Origin of the sequence: Mesorhizobium erdmanii, from assembly GCF_013170725.1 — a bacterium.
GTDB classification, from domain to species: Bacteria; Pseudomonadota; Alphaproteobacteria; order Rhizobiales; family Rhizobiaceae; genus Mesorhizobium; species Mesorhizobium erdmanii.
The window spans coordinates 6,343,226-6,357,871 of the sequence record NZ_CP033361.1 but is presented as its reverse complement, the minus strand read 5'-3'; the positions used below and the strand labels follow the sequence as shown (position 1 = coordinate 6,357,871).

14 protein-coding genes and 1 pseudogene are annotated in these 14,646 nt (G+C 60.2%); 8 read left to right on the top strand and 7 right to left on the bottom strand.

The features are described 5' to 3' along the window. Positions 1 to 2 precede the first annotated feature (2 nt). The 5 genes from EB233_RS30505 to nifS form a co-directional block, all read right to left on the bottom strand. On the bottom strand, positions 3 to 1,310 hold the full coding sequence (locus EB233_RS30505; RefSeq protein ID WP_019863286.1) for an FAD-dependent oxidoreductase: 1,308 nt from the start codon (positions 1,308 to 1,310) through the stop codon (positions 3 to 5). Between the two features lie 11 nt (positions 1,311 to 1,321). Continuing rightward, positions 1,322 to 2,428 carry an electron transfer flavoprotein subunit alpha/FixB family protein gene (locus EB233_RS30500; protein WP_019863287.1) on the bottom strand — a complete coding sequence of 369 codons (1,107 nt, stop codon included), beginning with the start codon at positions 2,426 to 2,428 and terminating at the stop codon, positions 1,322 to 1,324. 20 nt (positions 2,429 to 2,448) lie between these two features. After that, entirely contained in the window at positions 2,449 to 3,300 is an 852-nt protein-coding gene (locus EB233_RS30495; RefSeq protein WP_019863288.1) for an electron transfer flavoprotein subunit beta/FixA family protein, read from the bottom strand. A gap of 184 nt (positions 3,301 to 3,484) precedes the next feature. Further along, positions 3,485 to 3,868, bottom strand: coding sequence for a nitrogenase stabilizing/protective protein NifW (gene nifW, locus EB233_RS30490; protein ID WP_019863289.1), 384 nt, complete (start codon positions 3,866 to 3,868; stop codon positions 3,485 to 3,487). Then, complete coding sequence (gene nifS, locus EB233_RS30485; RefSeq protein ID WP_155765394.1) at positions 3,861 to 5,108, bottom strand: cysteine desulfurase NifS; 1,248 nt, start codon at positions 5,106 to 5,108, stop codon at positions 3,861 to 3,863. Before nifS ends, nifW begins: the two co-directional genes overlap by 8 nt. A 695-nt stretch (positions 5,109 to 5,803) precedes the next feature. Between nifS and EB233_RS30480 the strand changes: the two genes are divergently transcribed. From EB233_RS30480 to EB233_RS30465, 4 genes and pseudogenes are all read left to right on the top strand, one after another. Beyond that, positions 5,804 to 7,699: an ABC transporter ATP-binding protein gene (locus EB233_RS30480; protein ID WP_019863291.1), complete on the top strand. Its 1,896-nt coding sequence runs from the start codon at positions 5,804 to 5,806 to the stop codon at positions 7,697 to 7,699. 634 nt (positions 7,700 to 8,333) lie between these two features. Next, positions 8,334 to 8,536: pseudogene (locus EB233_RS30475) on the top strand (CCE_0567 family metalloprotein). Further along, positions 8,533 to 8,850, top strand: a complete 318-nt coding sequence (gene fdxB / locus EB233_RS30470) for a ferredoxin III, nif-specific (RefSeq protein ID WP_019863294.1) — start codon at positions 8,533 to 8,535, stop codon at positions 8,848 to 8,850. The pseudogene EB233_RS30475 and the gene fdxB overlap by 4 nt, the downstream one beginning before the upstream one ends. Continuing rightward, on the top strand, positions 8,847 to 9,500 hold the full coding sequence (locus EB233_RS30465) for a nitrogen fixation protein NifQ (protein ID WP_064987094.1): 654 nt from the start codon (positions 8,847 to 8,849) through the stop codon (positions 9,498 to 9,500). Before fdxB ends, EB233_RS30465 begins: the two co-directional genes overlap by 4 nt. Here EB233_RS30465 and rpoN read toward each other — a convergent pair. Both rpoN and EB233_RS30455 read right to left on the bottom strand, forming a co-directional pair. Continuing rightward, positions 9,497 to 10,951: an RNA polymerase factor sigma-54 gene (rpoN, locus tag EB233_RS30460; protein WP_064987095.1), complete on the bottom strand. Its 1,455-nt coding sequence runs from the start codon at positions 10,949 to 10,951 to the stop codon at positions 9,497 to 9,499. The two genes, EB233_RS30465 and rpoN, sit on opposite strands and share 4 nt — an antisense overlap. A gap of 74 nt (positions 10,952 to 11,025) precedes the next feature. Beyond that, positions 11,026 to 11,574 (bottom strand): peroxiredoxin, encoded by a 549-nt coding sequence (locus EB233_RS30455; protein WP_027047771.1) that lies wholly within the window; start codon positions 11,572 to 11,574, stop codon positions 11,026 to 11,028. On the opposite strand from EB233_RS30455, the gene EB233_RS30450 reads away from it, so the two are divergent. From EB233_RS30450 to EB233_RS30435, 4 genes are all read left to right on the top strand, one after another. Beyond that, the gene (locus EB233_RS30450; RefSeq protein WP_155249159.1) at positions 11,564 to 11,725 is read left to right on the top strand and encodes a hypothetical protein; all 162 of its coding nucleotides are present in this window, start codon (positions 11,564 to 11,566) and stop codon (positions 11,723 to 11,725) included. The genes EB233_RS30455 and EB233_RS30450 overlap by 11 nt on opposite strands. A 790-nt stretch (positions 11,726 to 12,515) precedes the next feature. After that, positions 12,516 to 12,989 carry a hypothetical protein gene (locus EB233_RS30445; RefSeq protein WP_155765395.1) on the top strand — a complete coding sequence of 158 codons (474 nt, stop codon included), beginning with the start codon at positions 12,516 to 12,518 and terminating at the stop codon, positions 12,987 to 12,989. Between the two features lie 17 nt (positions 12,990 to 13,006). Further along, positions 13,007 to 14,224 carry a cytochrome P450 gene (locus tag EB233_RS30440; protein WP_064987096.1) on the top strand — a complete coding sequence of 406 codons (1,218 nt, stop codon included), beginning with the start codon at positions 13,007 to 13,009 and terminating at the stop codon, positions 14,222 to 14,224. A gap of 42 nt (positions 14,225 to 14,266) precedes the next feature. Next, positions 14,267 to 14,512: a ferredoxin gene (locus EB233_RS30435; RefSeq protein ID WP_064987097.1), complete on the top strand. Its 246-nt coding sequence runs from the start codon at positions 14,267 to 14,269 to the stop codon at positions 14,510 to 14,512. The last annotated feature ends 134 nt before the right edge of the window (positions 14,513 to 14,646 follow it).

The window sequence follows — 14,646 nt, the reverse complement described above, 5'->3', positions numbered from 1 at the left end:
CTTCAGCGCCACGCCAGTGCCAGGCGGACCACATCGCTGATCAGCCCCCAGCGCGAACGCGCCTTGATGAAGGCAGCAGTGGTCGCCTTTTCCTTCTCGATTTTCGGGGTTCCGTCGACCCGCATGAAGTTCTGCGCGGCCTGCGACATCAACTGCGGGTAAGTCATGAAGAAATTGCGGGAATTGGTGTGTATCAGGTCCGGCATGTCCTTATATTTCATCAAGTCTTTGACTACGAAGGACTTGTCCAACATGGTCTTGTAAAGGGCGAGATTCCTCCTGATCATCGGCTGGTTGCGGCCCTTGATCTCAATGATTGCCTCGCCCGCGATGCGACCTGAAGTCATGGCCAGGTTCGAACCCTCGCGGTGAATGGCGTTGTTCAGTTGGGCGGCATCGCCGACCGCGACCCAACCGTCACCGAAGAGCTGCGGAATGGCCTTGTAGCCACCTTCGGGAATGAGATGCGCGGAATACTCCTTGACTTCCGAGCCCGCGATCAGCGGCCGAATCGAAGGATGGTGCTTAAAGGCGTCGAGGAGGACGTAAGGGCTCTCCCTTGTCTGGGCGAAATCGGAGACGAGGCAGCCAATGCCGAGAGAGATCGACTCCTTGTTGGTGTAGAGGAATGCAAGTCCGGCCATGCTGCGAGAGATCGTGCCCGCCGCTTCGATCACGCAGCCTTCGTCGCCCTGGAGGCCGAACCGCTGCTCAATGACCTCGTCGGGTAGGAAATGCATTTCCTTGACAGCGAGCGCCACGCTTTCTGGCTTCGGCATCTTGCGCAGGCCGGCCCGTGTACCGAGCAGTCCGTTGACACCTTCTGCGAGCACGACGACGTTCGCATAGATCGGCCCGCCAGCCCGGTCGGTGCGCACGCCGATCACCTTACCTTTGGCATTGCGGACGAGTTCGGTCACCGTCGTCTCGCACAGAACCGTCGCGCCGGCCTCGCGCACCTTGCGCGAAAACCACTTGTCGAATTGGGCACGGATGATGGTGTAGCGATTGGGCCTCGCCTCGTTGAAATCATCCGATCGATACTGCATCCCGGTGTGGGAGGTGTCGTCCATCACCCAGAATCGCTGCTCGACCAGATGCCGCTCGAGAGGCGCATCATTCCGGAAATCCGGGATGATTTGCTCCAACATGTCGGCATACATGATGGCGCCCTGGACATTCTTGGAGCCCGGATACTCGCCGCGCTCTAACTGCAGCACTGCCAGGCCCTGGCTTGCCATAGTATAGGCGGCCGCGTTTCCGGACATACCGGCCCCGACGACGATGGCGTCGAATTCTTCCTCGATCATGGCCGTCTCCCTTAGCTCGCAAGCTTGTCGTGACTGTGCGGCGACAGCCGCCGGGTGAAGGCGTCCGTCAATGCCGGCAGGAAACGGATCGCATCAGTGACGATGCCGAGGTGGGCAAAGTCGAAGATCGGGGCGTTCGGGTCGGTGTTGATGGCTACGACCAAATCAGACCCCTCCACGCCAACCCGATGCTGAATGGCGCCGGAAATCCCGGCCGCTATGTAAAGCTTTGGCCGGATGGTCTTGCCCGTTTGGCCAACCTGCCGATCAGCCGGCATCCAGCCCTTCTGGACCAGCGGGCGCGAACAGCCATATTCGGCGCCGATTGCCCGCGCTAGATTCTTCACAAGCTGCAAATTTTCCGCCGAGCCGAGGCCCAGGCCTCCGGCAACCACGATGTCGGCGTAGGCGAGATTTGCCTTTGCCGATTGGCGATCGAGGTTGAAGCCAAGGACTTTGGTGATGATCTCTTCCTCGGTCATCGACAGCTTGTGCCGGATGACACGCCCAACCGGCTTATCCGCCCGCGGTGGCATGGCCATAACTCTGGGTCGTACGGTGGCCATCTGCGGCCGGTAGTTGAGCGTATAGATCGTGCATAGCAAGGAACCGCCGAAAGTCGGACGGGTCGCGGCGAGCGAACCGTCCACATCCACATCGAGTTCGGTGCAGTCGGCAGTAAGCCCTGTCAGCAAGGTCGTCGCTACTGAGCCAGCGAGATCCCTGCCGAGCGTGGTCGCACCGAGAAGCAGGATCTCCGGTTTGTGGGTATTGACCAGATCCGTCATCGCCTTGGTGAAAGGCTCGTTGCGATAGTCGGCAAGCAGCGGTGCTTCGACAAGGTAGACAAGGTCGGCGCCGTAAGCGAAGGCCTCGGCAACGGCATGCTGGGTGGCCTCACCCGGCGGTCCGAGCACGATGCCCGCAAGCTGGATGCCAAGCTTGTCGGCGAGCTTGCGGCCTTCGCCAAGCAGTTCGAAGGACACGGGATGGACCTCGCCGCGTTCCAGTTCGATGAAAACCCAGACGTGCCGATAGTCCCTAAAGTGCTCAGGCAATTCCCTCTTGATGCCGGCACGGCCGGCGGAAGGAGGGGCTTCGCGGTTCGCGTTCGACATCGTCTCTCCTTGCCGTCCCGTCACTGGCCGCCGTCAAAGGCGAGTTCGTGTTCGAGCGCTGGCTGGCGGGTGAAGATTGCGGCGATCAGTTCGTCAGCGGCGTCATGCTGTGTCTTGTCGGTCATGTCGATTTGCGTCGCCTTTTCCGCCCGCGTCGTAGGGGCGAAAACGCGCTTGACGACCGTCGGCGAGCCGCGCAGGCCGCATTTGTTGAGGTCCTCAATGCCAGCTTCGGCCGCACTCCACTTCACGATCTGGCTACGCGCGGCGCGCATGGCGTCGTCGAGCGAGCCCCTGCGGATTTCGTTGGTGCCTTCCAGCATTGTGATGAGGCAAGGCAGTCTGCTTTTCAGCATCTGCGTACCGCCTTCGGAACGGCGGTTGACGGTGATCTCGCGCGCATCGAGATCGATAGAGGCGATCTTCGCCACATAGGTGAACTGCAACAGGCCGAGGCGCTTGGCGATGCCGGGCCCGACTTGGGCGGTATCGCCGTCAATCGTCTGCTTGCCGGCGAAGACGATGTCCGGCGCGCCGAAGGTCTCGCCAATTCTCACGATTGCCCGAGAAAGCGCGAAGGAGGTCGCTAAAGTATCGGAGCCGGCAAAACAGCGGTCGGTCAACAGGACCGCGCGGTCGGCGCCATAGGTGAGCGCCTTGCGCAGCGCATCTTCTGCCATCGGCGGACCCATCGTAAGCACGGTGACCTCGCCGCCATGGGCGCCGCGCAATCTAAGTGCCTCTTCGAGGGCGAACAGGTCGTAAGGGTTGATGATGGTCGGTACGCCCTGGCGCATGATCGTGTTCGTCACCGGGTGGACACGTATCTGCGCGGAGTCCGGCACCTGCTTGATACAGATTACAATGTGCATTGCATCTCTCTCGGCTCCAATCCGCAAGCGCCCGTGGCGTTCATCTCCTTCTCAGCATCATTCGTGCCAACCCTCTTGCGTTGCTCTGTTCCCTTTGACATGGGGTTGTTTTCTTCCGAAGGTGCCGTCGTGATGACCGGACTTGTCGGCTTTTCGACATTGTCGCGTCGCAACCGTGTCGCGCTCAGTCTGTCTCGAACCGCCTCAGGATCGAATCGAACGGGACAAAGGTGTGGTCCCGAACGGCCGGTTTGTCCGGATCGTGCTCTTTGAGCACCTTGAAGACCCGGTGCGTGAGGGGCGAGGATGTCGCGAAATCCTCATAGGCGCGTTCCAACGTCGCACGCGCCCGCGCGGCGATCACCCCGTCGGGAAGGCCGGCGAAATCCTCTTCAGCGAGGTATTGGCCCATGCGCTTCATGATATGCAGGCGTGAGACATTGAGCACCTTCGGATCATAAGAGATGCCAAGGACTGCGAAGAACTCCTCCGCAGCCGACAGGCTCATCAGCCGGGCGAGGATGTCGGTGACATCGATGGCACAGCTTTCAGCGAAACAACTACGCATTGCATCCTCCTTGGCCCGAAACGGTGCTCGGGGGTTGCGTCGTCGCCCGGAGCTGGAGCTGATTGAAGTCCTTTCGCCTGGCTGGCGAAGACGGGGAAAGGTCATGCAGCTTCTTAACGATCCCGGGCATGACCTCGAGCACCCGGTCGACGTCCTCCTCGCCGTTGTTGCGCGAAAAGGAGAAACGGATTGCGCCGTGTGCCGCGCTATTGGGGATATTCATCGCCACCAAGACATGGCTCGGCTCCAGCGAGCCGGAGGCGCAAGCAGAGCCGGAGGAGCAGGCGATGCCCTCGCGATTGAGGAAATGCAGTATGCCCTCACCTTCGATATGTCCAAAGGCGATGTTTGCGGTGTTCGGCAACCGCTTTAGTAGGTCGCCGGCCACGAAGGCGTGTGGGATGCGCTGGAGAAGTTCTTTCTCCAAGCGGTCGCGCAACGCCTTTACCCGTGTGTTCGCGTCGTCCATGAATTTCAAGGCAAGTTCGGCTGCCATGCCGAGACCGACGATGCCTGGCGTATTCTCCGTGCCCGCGCGGCGGTTGCCCTCCTGGCGCCCCCCCTTGATCAGCGGACAGAAGCGCACGCCGCGCTTTGCATAAAGTGCGCCGACCCCTTTCGGTCCGTGTAATTTGTGACCGGAGAGAGACAGCATATCGATTGCCGTCGATTTCAAGTCGATCGCAAGCTTGCCGACCGCTTGCACCGCGTCGGTATGGAAAAGGGCGCCGACTTCCTTGGCCAACTCAGCAAGCTCGGGCACCGGGAAGATCGTTCCGGTCTCGTTGTTCGCCGACATGATCGAGACGATCGCCACGCGCGGGGTGAGGGCGGCCTTATAGGTGTCGAGGTCGATCCTGCCGTGGCGATCCACCGGGATCCTATGCACCTTTATGCCGCGCGCCTTTTCAAGGTGGGCGCAAAGCGTCAGCACGGCCGAATGCTCGACTGCGGAAGTCACGATCTCAGTGCGCTCAGGCATCACCTCGAGCGCCGAAAGGATCGCCGTGTTGTCGCTTTCCGTCCCGCCCGAGGTGAAGGTGATTTCGTCGTCGAACTCCGCGCCGATCAGCGTTTGCACCTGCAGGCGCGTCTTTCTCACCGCCGCCCCGGCGGAAGCGCCAAAATCGTGGTTCGACGACGGGTTGCCGTAATGGTCCGTAAAAAACGGCAGCATCGCTTGAACGACTTCAGGATCGACCCGTGTCGTTGCGTTGTTGTCCAGATAAACAGGCCTCATGGATGTGATCCTTCTCCTGAGCGCAATCACGCAAAAGCGCACGCCCGGTCTGTCATGATGATGGCTAGCCAAAGGAGTTGCCGCGGCCACATTCGGCCCGCGCTTCTTGGACCCAGCGCGGCCGCTCGCCTCGACTTGATGCGCCAGCCTTGCGCCGGCCCGGGAAAGCGCGGTCTTTAGGCCACGGCGTTTTCGGTGCGCTGGATCATGGACTGTTTCTCCTTCAGGCCGGGGCGCGTTCTCGAACAGCTACGCATGGACCGTGCCAAAGAAGGAAATCATTTCAAAACAACAGATGTCTTCAACACTGCTATGTCGCATGTCCGACATCGGCCTGAATTGTTCAACGCGGAACGCCGTTGAATCGGCGTGAATTCCGCTTCGCGTGAGGAGCAATCCTACGTCGTTCGCCCAGGGTGCCCGCGCGATCGATGCGTCCTGTCGGGTTTGTCGGGTTCGCGACGCGGCACTGTTCCGCCCCGTTGCCTGCTGAGATCTCGTTTGTCATTGAGGAATATGCAGAAAATCCTTCTGAGCGTCTTCTGTGCCTTTGGCACGGCTATTGCGGTTCTATCCTCGTAAGAGCGGCGCGTGCTCGCAGCCGATATTCATCTCGCGGGTGACATCGCGATCGATGGAACGAAGGAAAGAAAGAAAGCAACATGCCAGGTCCAGATCAGCTACCCGCATTCCGCATGTTTTCGTCCTCACGCAGACCTTCCATTTCAGCTTTCTTGAGACCGAGCGTCCTGCTGCGCTCGTACAAAGCCAAGCGTCGTTTTCACATCGATCTGCGCGGCGCCGCCTTTCGCGACGTTTTCGCCTTCACCATGCGCCACTGGAGCAGGCAGCCGGTCCGGCTCGCGATCATTATGATCGCGGTGCTTGTCGCAACGCTCCTTGACGTCCTGACGCCGTTCTATTCCGGACGGCTCGTAGACGCGGTCGCCCAAGGGGCGGCAGCAGAGGCCGTCGTGTGGGATGCGGCTCTTGCGGCCTTTTCAATGTTGATTGCTCTCACACTCGGCGCCGTCGTCTTGCGCAACGTCGCCTTCATTGCCGTCAATGACTTCATTCTGAAGATGATGTCGGACATCGCCTGCGACGCGTTCCATCGCGTCCAGCGCTTTTCGACCAATTGGCATGCGAAAACCTTCGCCGGCTCGACGGTGCGCAAGATCACGCGCGGCATGTGGGCGCTCTGCCTCCTCAACGACACGATGCTTTTTGCGTTGTTCCCCTCGCTCATCATGCTCGTAGGGTCGAGCGTCCTGCTCGGCTGGTATTGGCCAATGATGGGGCTGATCATCGCCTGCGGCTCGGTTGGCTATGTGGCGCTGATCATTATCCTGTCGCTTGGCTATGTGGCGCCAGCGGCAAGCCTTGCCAACGACTGGGATACGAGGCTTGGGGGCTCGCTTGCTGACGCGATCAGCTGTAACGCCGTGGTCAAAGGCTTCGGCGCCGAGGTGCGGGAAGATTATCGCCTCGCGAAAGTCATCTCTAAGTGGCGGCACCGCACCCGCCGGACCTGGGTGCGCGGGACAACCAGTGCTGCATTCCAAGGAATCATGCTTCTTGCGATGAGAGCGGCTTTGATCGGCTATGCCTTATTTTTGTGGTCGCGCGGCCAGGCTACCCCAGGTGACATCGCCTTGGTGCTCGCGTCTTTCACCGTCCTGTATGGCTACTTGCGTGATGTTTCCATACACGTGCGCAACATCCAGCGCTCTGTAAATGAGATGGAAGAACTGGTCAAAACCTACAGCCAGCCGCCCGACGTGGCCGATGTTGCCGGCGCCAAGCCGATCCGGATCACGAAGGGTCACATCGATTTTGAGAGCGTCCATTTCCACTACGGCAATCACTGGTCGCCATTTTACAGCGACTTGTCGATTTCGATTGAGGCCGGCGCACGGGTCGGTCTGGTCGGCCCCTCTGGCTCCGGCAAGACCACCTTCGTCAAGCTCATCCAGCGGCTTTACGACCTGGATGCTGGACGAATCTTGATCGATGGGCAGGACATCTCGCGGGTGACGCAGGCCTCGCTGCGCTCGCAGATTGCGATCGTACAGCAGGAGCCACTTCTGTTCCACCGCTCGCTGGCCGAGAACATAGCCTATGGGCGGCCAGGTGCTTCTCGGACCGACATTGAGCAGGCGGCGCGGCTCGCCAGCGCGCATGACTTCATTGCGCGCCTGCCGAACGGCTACGGTACGCTGGTCGGCGAACGCGGCGTGAAGCTTTCAGGCGGCGAGCGCCAGCGTGTGGCGATAGCGCGCGCCTTTCTCGCCGATGCCCCGATCCTGATTCTGGACGAGGCGACATCGAGCCTCGACTCGGAATCGGAGGTACTGATCCAGAAGGCAATGGAGCGGCTCATGGTCGGGCGCACCACGCTCGTCATTGCGCACCGGCTCTCGACGGTGCGCGAACTCGACCGGCTGCTTGTCTTCGACCGTGGTTGCATCACCGAGCAGGGCGACCACGCCGCGCTGATCCGTCGCGACGGCATCTACCGCCGCCTGTTCGAGCGGCAGGCCTTGGAGCTGACAAAGGGGTGGGGTGGGACCGATGTGCAACGCGGTTGAACACGGCGTAGATTCAGCTCGCCTCCCCAGCAATCCTGTCGGGCCGTTCCTGAAAAGGCGGCCGCAACCTGTCGTCGGGTTTGTCCAATCCACGACACGCCTGGTGCCGGCCTGTCTTCCTGCCGCGCTCTCGAGCAAACCAATGAATGGGATGAAGACAATTTTTTATGAGCTGCGTCCTGCGTTCCCGGCACGGCGCTTGAGGCTTCAACCTGAGGCGGCCGCCGCCGCGCGATCATTTAGATCTTGGTTGATGCGATCAATGAAGCGAAGGAAAGCAACGCGCCGGGTCCGCGCCAGATCCGCGTTCTCTGGCAGAGAGGTGTCGCCAAATCGACGCCCTCCCAGCATGCGCGCACGGCCCGCGTCGACATGGGGCACTGATCGTGATTGTCGGCTGCGACCCACCGCTCTTATGCCGAACTCGAAGGTGCAGGATACGGACCTGCGTCTCGCAGCGCGGGATTGCATAAGCTGGCTGTAGCGTCTCCTATGCACCATCGCCATCATCGGTTCGGCTTCGAGACGTTCCGGAAACTCGCCGAGGCCGGCACGCCGGCGATGCGGTCGCGGCCATAGAAGCGCGTCCGACATGGCGCGGGGGTAAGAAAACCGGCTTGCGAGGAAGGGGATCATGTCAGACCTTGAGCTGTTGCAGAAGAAGGTCCGCAAGCTGCAGTCGCGCGCGGGAGCGCCAAGATCGAATTGCACGACCTTGCCAAGGACCTGCGGGTCAACTGGACCGAGATCAAGGCGGTCGCCAGGGAAACCTTCGAGATTTTTGCCGAGCTGGATGCGGCAAAGGAAGAACTCGCGGCGTTGGAGAATTTACAATGACGAGCGCTTTTGTCACCCGCGACGGCTCGCCATGGACGCCGCACTATCTGACGGCGATCAATAGCGCGACCTGCATCGGCTGCGGGCGCTGCTTCAAGGTCTGCTCGCGCGAGGTCATGCACCTTCATGGCGTCGACGACGCAGGCGAAATCCTCGGCATCTGCGCGGGCGAGGACGACGACTTCGATGGCGAGCTCAACCGCATGGTCATGATCGTCGACCATGCCGGCCACTGCATCGGCTGCGGCGCCTGCGGCCGCGTCTGCGCCAAGAACTGCCAGACCCACCTTGCGGCCGACAAGCTTGCTGCATGAGCTGGGGACAAGACCAGGAGAACGGCGCCACAGTCGCCCATCACCGTGTCTGTTTCAGCACCAGCCAATGGCCGCCGACAGACCTGGCGGCGGCGTTCGACCGGCATGCGCTTGCCTGTGTTGTTTACCTCGCGTTCGAGGAGGTCGGGGCCGGCAAGGCGACCGCGACCGAAGCAACCGGCCTTTCGCGTGCCGACCTGCGAGATGTCATGACACACTATTTCCCGGCTGTGCCCGTCACCGCCTTGGCGCTGGAAAAGCTGACCGATCCCGAGCCGGATATGGAGGAAGGGCTTCTGCGCGGCCTGCTCATTGGGCATGCCAGGCCAGACGATCCGGCGAGCATCCTCTTCGCCAAGATCATCGCCAGGCGTAGCTTGCGCAATGACCATCTGTGGCAGGACCTTGGCCTTTTCAATCGGGCCGAACTCAGCCGCTTGATCGCCAGGCATTTCCCGGCGCTGGCGGCCGGCAACACCAAAAACATGAAATGGAAGAAGTATTTCTATCGTAAGCTCTGCGAAGATGAAGGCTTTTCGTTATGCACCGCGCCCAGTTGCCAGGAATGCCGCGATTTCGAAAGCTGTTTTGGCCCGGAGGAAGGCGAAAGCCACTTGGCCCGGATCAAGAACGGGTTCGCTTTGGATTAAGAGCCGCTCTCGTCGGCGCCGCCGCCCTGGCTTGATTGGCATCGAAGCCGCACGCGCTTTTCCCGGCGACGGCGCGCGGAGGACGGGATGTTCAGCGCCTCACGATATTTCGCAACTGTTCGGCGAGCAATGTCGATCCCGGTTTCCTTGAGCCGGGTGGCGATGTCGTCGTCGGAAAGCACTTCGTCGGGCGATTCCACGGCAACCATCGCCTTGATTTGATGGCGGACGGCTTCAGCGGAGTACGCGTCGCCGCCTTCGGAGGAGCCGATCGCGACAGTGAAAAAATACTTCAGTTCGAACACGCCGCGCGGGGTCAGCATGTACTTGTTCGACGTCACCCGGCTTACCGTCGACTGGTGCACGTTGATCGCCTCCGCGACAGTCCTGAGATTGAGAGGCCGCAGGTGGGCGACCCCATGTTCAAAAAAGGCGTCCTGCTGGCGGATGATTTCAGCCGCTACCTTGAGGATCGTCTTGGCGCGCTGATCAAGGCTGCGGATTAGCCAGTTCGCGTTTTGGAGGCACTCGTTGAGAAATGACTGGTCTTTCGAATTTTGGGCGCTTAGGCGTGAGACCTCGGCAAAATAGTTTTGGTTCATCAGGAGCCTGGGCAGCGTGTCTGGATTGAGTTCGATTTGCCACCCACCTGCGGGCGAGGGCAGGACCAAGACGTCGGGTATGATCGATTCAGGCCCTCCGGATTGGAAGCGATTTCCAGGCTTGGGATCGAGCGCGCGGATTTCTTGCAACATGTCGAGAAGGTCGTCTTCATCGACACCGCAATGGCGCTTCAATGTTTGAAAATCGCGTCGCGCTAGCGCTTCAAGATTGGCGACCAGCGCTGCCATCGCCGGGTCGAACCTATTCAGCTGCCGCAACTGTATCTCAAGGCATTCGCTGAGAGTTCGCGCAAAAATACCCGGTGGATCGAACTGCTGTAAGGTTCCAAGAACTTGTTCCACAACAGCCTCCCGGACATTCAGGCTGCGGGCCAGTTCCGAAAGGTTCACCGGAAGGTATCCGGTGTCTTCCAGATGACCGGCAAGTTCGCCAGCTATTCGCCGCTCCAGCGGCGCGAATGCGCTGAGAGCGATCTGACGAGCGACATGGTCGTGCAATGTTTCGATGGAGGTGAAGGAATCTTCGAAAGCATGGTTTCCCGCCGGTTGGACATTGTTTTTGCCGCGGATTGATTTCCACTGCGAGGCCCGATCCGATGCTCCGCCCGTGGTCGGCCCGATGCGCGGGTTCCCGGCCGAAATCGACGGAATGTCCTTCGGCGCCCGGTTTGATGCCCGTTCCAGAAAGGGGTTCTTCTCGATTTCTTGCTCGACGAACTGATGCAGTTCGGGATGCGCCAGTTGCAACAGGCGAATGGATTCCATCATTTGCGGCGTCAAAACCAACGATTGCTTCTGACGCTGAAGCAGGCTTGCTGAGGACTCCATGGTTAGCGTGAAACTCCTACCGAGCGATCCTTCGCCTTGTGCAAGGGGATTTTCGAGACGTTGACTCGTCTAGATCATGCCGCCGTCACGGCTTCAGCGGCTTTCAGCGTTTCAAGGACGTTCTGCGGCGACGATACGCCATAGGGATCGGTCTCGCAGTTGTCGCAGAAACCGTCCTCCTCGAACCACCGCTCCACTAGGCCATTATTGATCACGGCAGCGTAGCGCCAGGAGCGCATGCCGAAGCCGAGATTGTCCTTGGCAACCAGCATGCCCATCTTGCGGGTGAACTCGCCCGAGCCGTCTGGGATGAGCTGGACTTTCTGCAGCCCCAGGGCCTTGCCCCAGGCATTCATGACGAAGGCATCGTTGACCGAAACGCAGTAGATCGCGTCAATTCCCTCCTTCTGGAACTCGTCGTAGAGCATTTCGAAATCGGGCAACTGGAAGGTCGAGCAGGTCGGGGTGAACGCACCGGGCAGCGAGAACAGGATGATGCGCTTGCCGTTGAAACAGTCGTCGGATGTCTTGTCTTCCCAGCGGTACGGGTTTGGCCCCTCGATGGACTCATCGCGAACACGCGTGCGAAAGGTGACGAAAGGAACCTTTTTTTTGACGGTCATCAATGTGCTCCTGGAGGAAGACTGGTCCGCTGCTTTTTTGGTTGAAACTGACACGGCATCGACCTCGGCCGGCAATTCGGCCGAGCGCCGCGCGTTTTGTGTCGGCCTTGGATCAGCCATGGCAAAACCGCTCGCAAGCGTGGGCGTTTGAAGAAACGAGGTCTCGATTTGCGGCGGCAACGAGAACGGTTTCACTACGCGCTTGTACGGGACGTCGCGATGTCTGCAATGGTCTTGCTCCCGGCCACCTTGTGATGGGTTCTACCGAGTCCGACGCAAGCGCCATGCCATTTGATTTAGGCAGAGGTTCACACTGATTTTTTTGCAGCGACACTCTTTGCCTTGAGCGGCCAGGACCATGCCTTCGCCGAGGTCGAGCGCGCCCATAATCACCTGATCGTGAGCTCTGGGCAGAGGGCATCCCCTTTATGCGTTTCAATCCGCGAACCTCTTTGTCCGAAGCTGGACAAAAATGTCGGAAGTCGGACCGGAAGGTCGCCGGGTCGCACAGAAAATAGGTGGCTCGTATTCGGCGCGGTCGGGGCTAACCTGACGAGGGTCCCTCCGGCCTCCGGCCTACGCGCTTCGGCCTATCGACGCCCCCAGACAGCTTCGAAGTCGACGATGGGTAAAAAAGCCAGCACGTCCATTGGCAAACTGGCCATGTGCATCTTCCTGAACTGCGCTTGCGTGAGGCGGGCACGGTCCCAAGTGACGGAAAACCGCCTTGTGCTCTCGGAGCATTTGAAGCTGCCGCGACTTTGCTGTCGGGTATGTCAGGTCCGCGACACGGCTGTGCTCCGCCAGGCTTGCGGCTGCGCATTCGTTCAAGCTGTTGAATGATACGCAGAAAATCTCCTGCAAGGCTCTTTCCGCGCCGTTGGCACGACTTTTGAAGCTGTGTTGTTGAGACGGCAGGAGATACCGACTGGCGTCCATTCGTGAGTGAAATCGCGCTCAATGCAAAGAAGGAAGACAACATGTCAGGCCAGCGTCAGTTCAAATTCTATCCGAAACGGGCATTGCCTTTGGAATGCAATATCGACCGGCGTGGCTTGCGTCACCATCACAATCGCCCGGCACCGGCCAATGGCCACCGATCGACCTGGAGATACGATTCGACCAGCATGTGCTTGTCCCTGTCCTCTCGCCGGCGCTCGAGGAGACCGGCGAGCGCGTCGGCGGCCAAGCGGCCTTTCGCGTGCCGCGCTGCGGATATCCTCGATGAGATGACTGACCCCGAACCGCTTTGGAGCAAGAGCTTCATTCCGGCTCGCAACTCGAAGCTGGAAAACGCCGCGTCTCCGACGATTTCGCTCGTCGGCTCTTTGGCGGCCAGACAGCGGTCTGGCCAAGAGGGTTACAAGTTGCCGGATGGCCAAGATGCAATGCCGCGCAGCCTGGTTGGTGGTTAGACGGCAGAAAAAGTCCAATGGCGCTCAACCAGGTTCCGGATCATGTCCCGCCCGAAATGGTGGGGGACTTCAGCCTGTTCACGTCGCCTGGCATGCTGCCGACGCCCGACGGGGACCCGCAGGCCGCTACTGCTTGCGTTCATGCCGGGCCACCGATCTTTTATTCCCCCTTTAACACACGCGATGGCCGAGGCACCTGGGTCATCACTCGCGCCACAGACCAGCGCAGGGTGCTGCAAGACGCTGATACCTTCTCCAGCCATCGAAGCATCTTCGCCTCCGCGCTTGGCGAGAACTGGCCGATGATCCCGCTTGAACTCGATCCACCGGCCCATGGCGTCTTTCGCTCGCTACTCAATCCGCTGCTCTCGCCCAAGCGGGTGACGGCACTCGAACCGGCTGTCCGTGAGCGAGCGATAGCCCTGATCGACAGCATCGCCGCATCGGGCACGAGCTGCGACGTCATGAAGGATTTTGCCTTGCCTTTTGCGGTAAGCATCTTCCTTCGCCTTCTTGGGCTACCCGATCACCGACTCCATACATTTGTCGGCTGGGCGAACGACCTGCTCCACGGCGACGATGTCAAAAGACCGGCGGCGGCCCGGACGATCCTGGCGTTCATCGACGAGCTCGCGGCCATGCGCCGCGAGGAACCGGTCGACGATTTCATGACCTTCATCTTGCAGGCACAGGTCGAGGGCCGGCGGCTGACCGACGAGGAAGTCCGTGGCATCGGCGTGCTCGTGTTCGTCGCGGGACTTGACACGGTCGCTGCAGCGATTGGCTTTGACCTGGCCTTTCTCGCGCGTCATCCCGAAGAACAGGAACTGCTGCGGAGCGAACCGAACCGAATCGTGCTCGCAGCCGAAGAGTTGCTGCGTGCCTATCCGACCGTGCAGATTATCAGGGTGGCAAGGAAAGATATCGACTTCGAAGGCGCGCCGATCCGTAAGGGGGACTATGTTTCCTGCGCGACGATGATTGCCAATCGCGATCCGGCGGAATTTGAATGTCCCGAAACGATAGATCTCATGCGCGAGGACAACCGCCACGCCGCCTTTGGCTATGGTCCCCACCGCTGCCTTGGCTCACACCTTGCCCGGCGAGAGATTGTTATTGGCCTGGAGGAATGGTTGGCGCGCCTCCCGGCCTTCCGGATCAAGGAAGGTACAGCGCCCATCGCCTATGGCGGCCATGTGTTTGGGATCGAAAATCTGATCGTCGACTGGTCCTGACCAAGAAGTCTTCAGCCACGGCACAGACAATGGAGGAGCGCCATGCACATCGTCGTCCACAAAACCAAGTGCCAGGGTCACGCACGATGCTGGGCGCAAGCTCCGAACATCTTCAAGCTTGATGATGAGGGCTACGTCCTGCCTGGCGACATCAATGTCGCGCAAGAGGACGAACTGCTCGCGTCACGGGCCGTGCGATCCTGCCCCGAAAGTGCGCTGGAAATCGATCGCACGTCGGCCGCGCGGTTCGAACCAGCCGACATGCAACCAAGCGCTGGGGAAGCTTAGGTGGAATCACGAGACGTGGCCCCAAACCGCAAGGCAAGATGTCCGGCCGCTTCCCTGCCTATCTCCTCTCCGGCATCGAGACCTCAATGACACGCACGCGACGCGTGAAGTTCGTCTCCGTTCTGGCTTCTTCG

Bases quoted from the DNA above. Each gene is read 5' to 3' on its own strand.
- EB233_RS30505 (WP_019863286.1), bottom strand. From the start codon at position 1,310: ATGATCGAGGAAGAATTCGACGCCATCGTCGTCGGGGCCGGTATGTCC.
- EB233_RS30500 (WP_019863287.1), bottom strand. From the start codon at position 2,428: ATGTCGAACGCGAACCGCGAAGCCCCTCCTTCCGCCGGCCGTGCCGGC.
- EB233_RS30495 (WP_019863288.1), bottom strand. From the start codon at position 3,300: ATGCACATTGTAATCTGTATCAAGCAGGTGCCGGACTCCGCGCAGATA.
- nifW (WP_019863289.1), bottom strand. From the start codon at position 3,868: ATGCGTAGTTGTTTCGCTGAAAGCTGTGCCATCGATGTCACCGACATC.
- nifS (WP_155765394.1), bottom strand. From the start codon at position 5,108: ATGAGGCCTGTTTATCTGGACAACAACGCAACGACACGGGTCGATCCT.
- EB233_RS30480 (WP_019863291.1), top strand. From the start codon at position 5,804: ATGTTTTCGTCCTCACGCAGACCTTCCATTTCAGCTTTCTTGAGACCG.
- fdxB (WP_019863294.1), top strand. From the start codon at position 8,533: ATGACGAGCGCTTTTGTCACCCGCGACGGCTCGCCATGGACGCCGCAC.
- EB233_RS30465 (WP_064987094.1), top strand. From the start codon at position 8,847: ATGAGCTGGGGACAAGACCAGGAGAACGGCGCCACAGTCGCCCATCAC.
- rpoN (WP_064987095.1), bottom strand. From the start codon at position 10,951: ATGGAGTCCTCAGCAAGCCTGCTTCAGCGTCAGAAGCAATCGTTGGTT.
- EB233_RS30455 (WP_027047771.1), bottom strand. From the start codon at position 11,574: ATGACCGTCAAAAAAAAGGTTCCTTTCGTCACCTTTCGCACGCGTGTT.
- EB233_RS30440 (WP_064987096.1), top strand. From the start codon at position 13,007: ATGGCGCTCAACCAGGTTCCGGATCATGTCCCGCCCGAAATGGTGGGG.
- EB233_RS30435 (WP_064987097.1), top strand. From the start codon at position 14,267: ATGCACATCGTCGTCCACAAAACCAAGTGCCAGGGTCACGCACGATGC.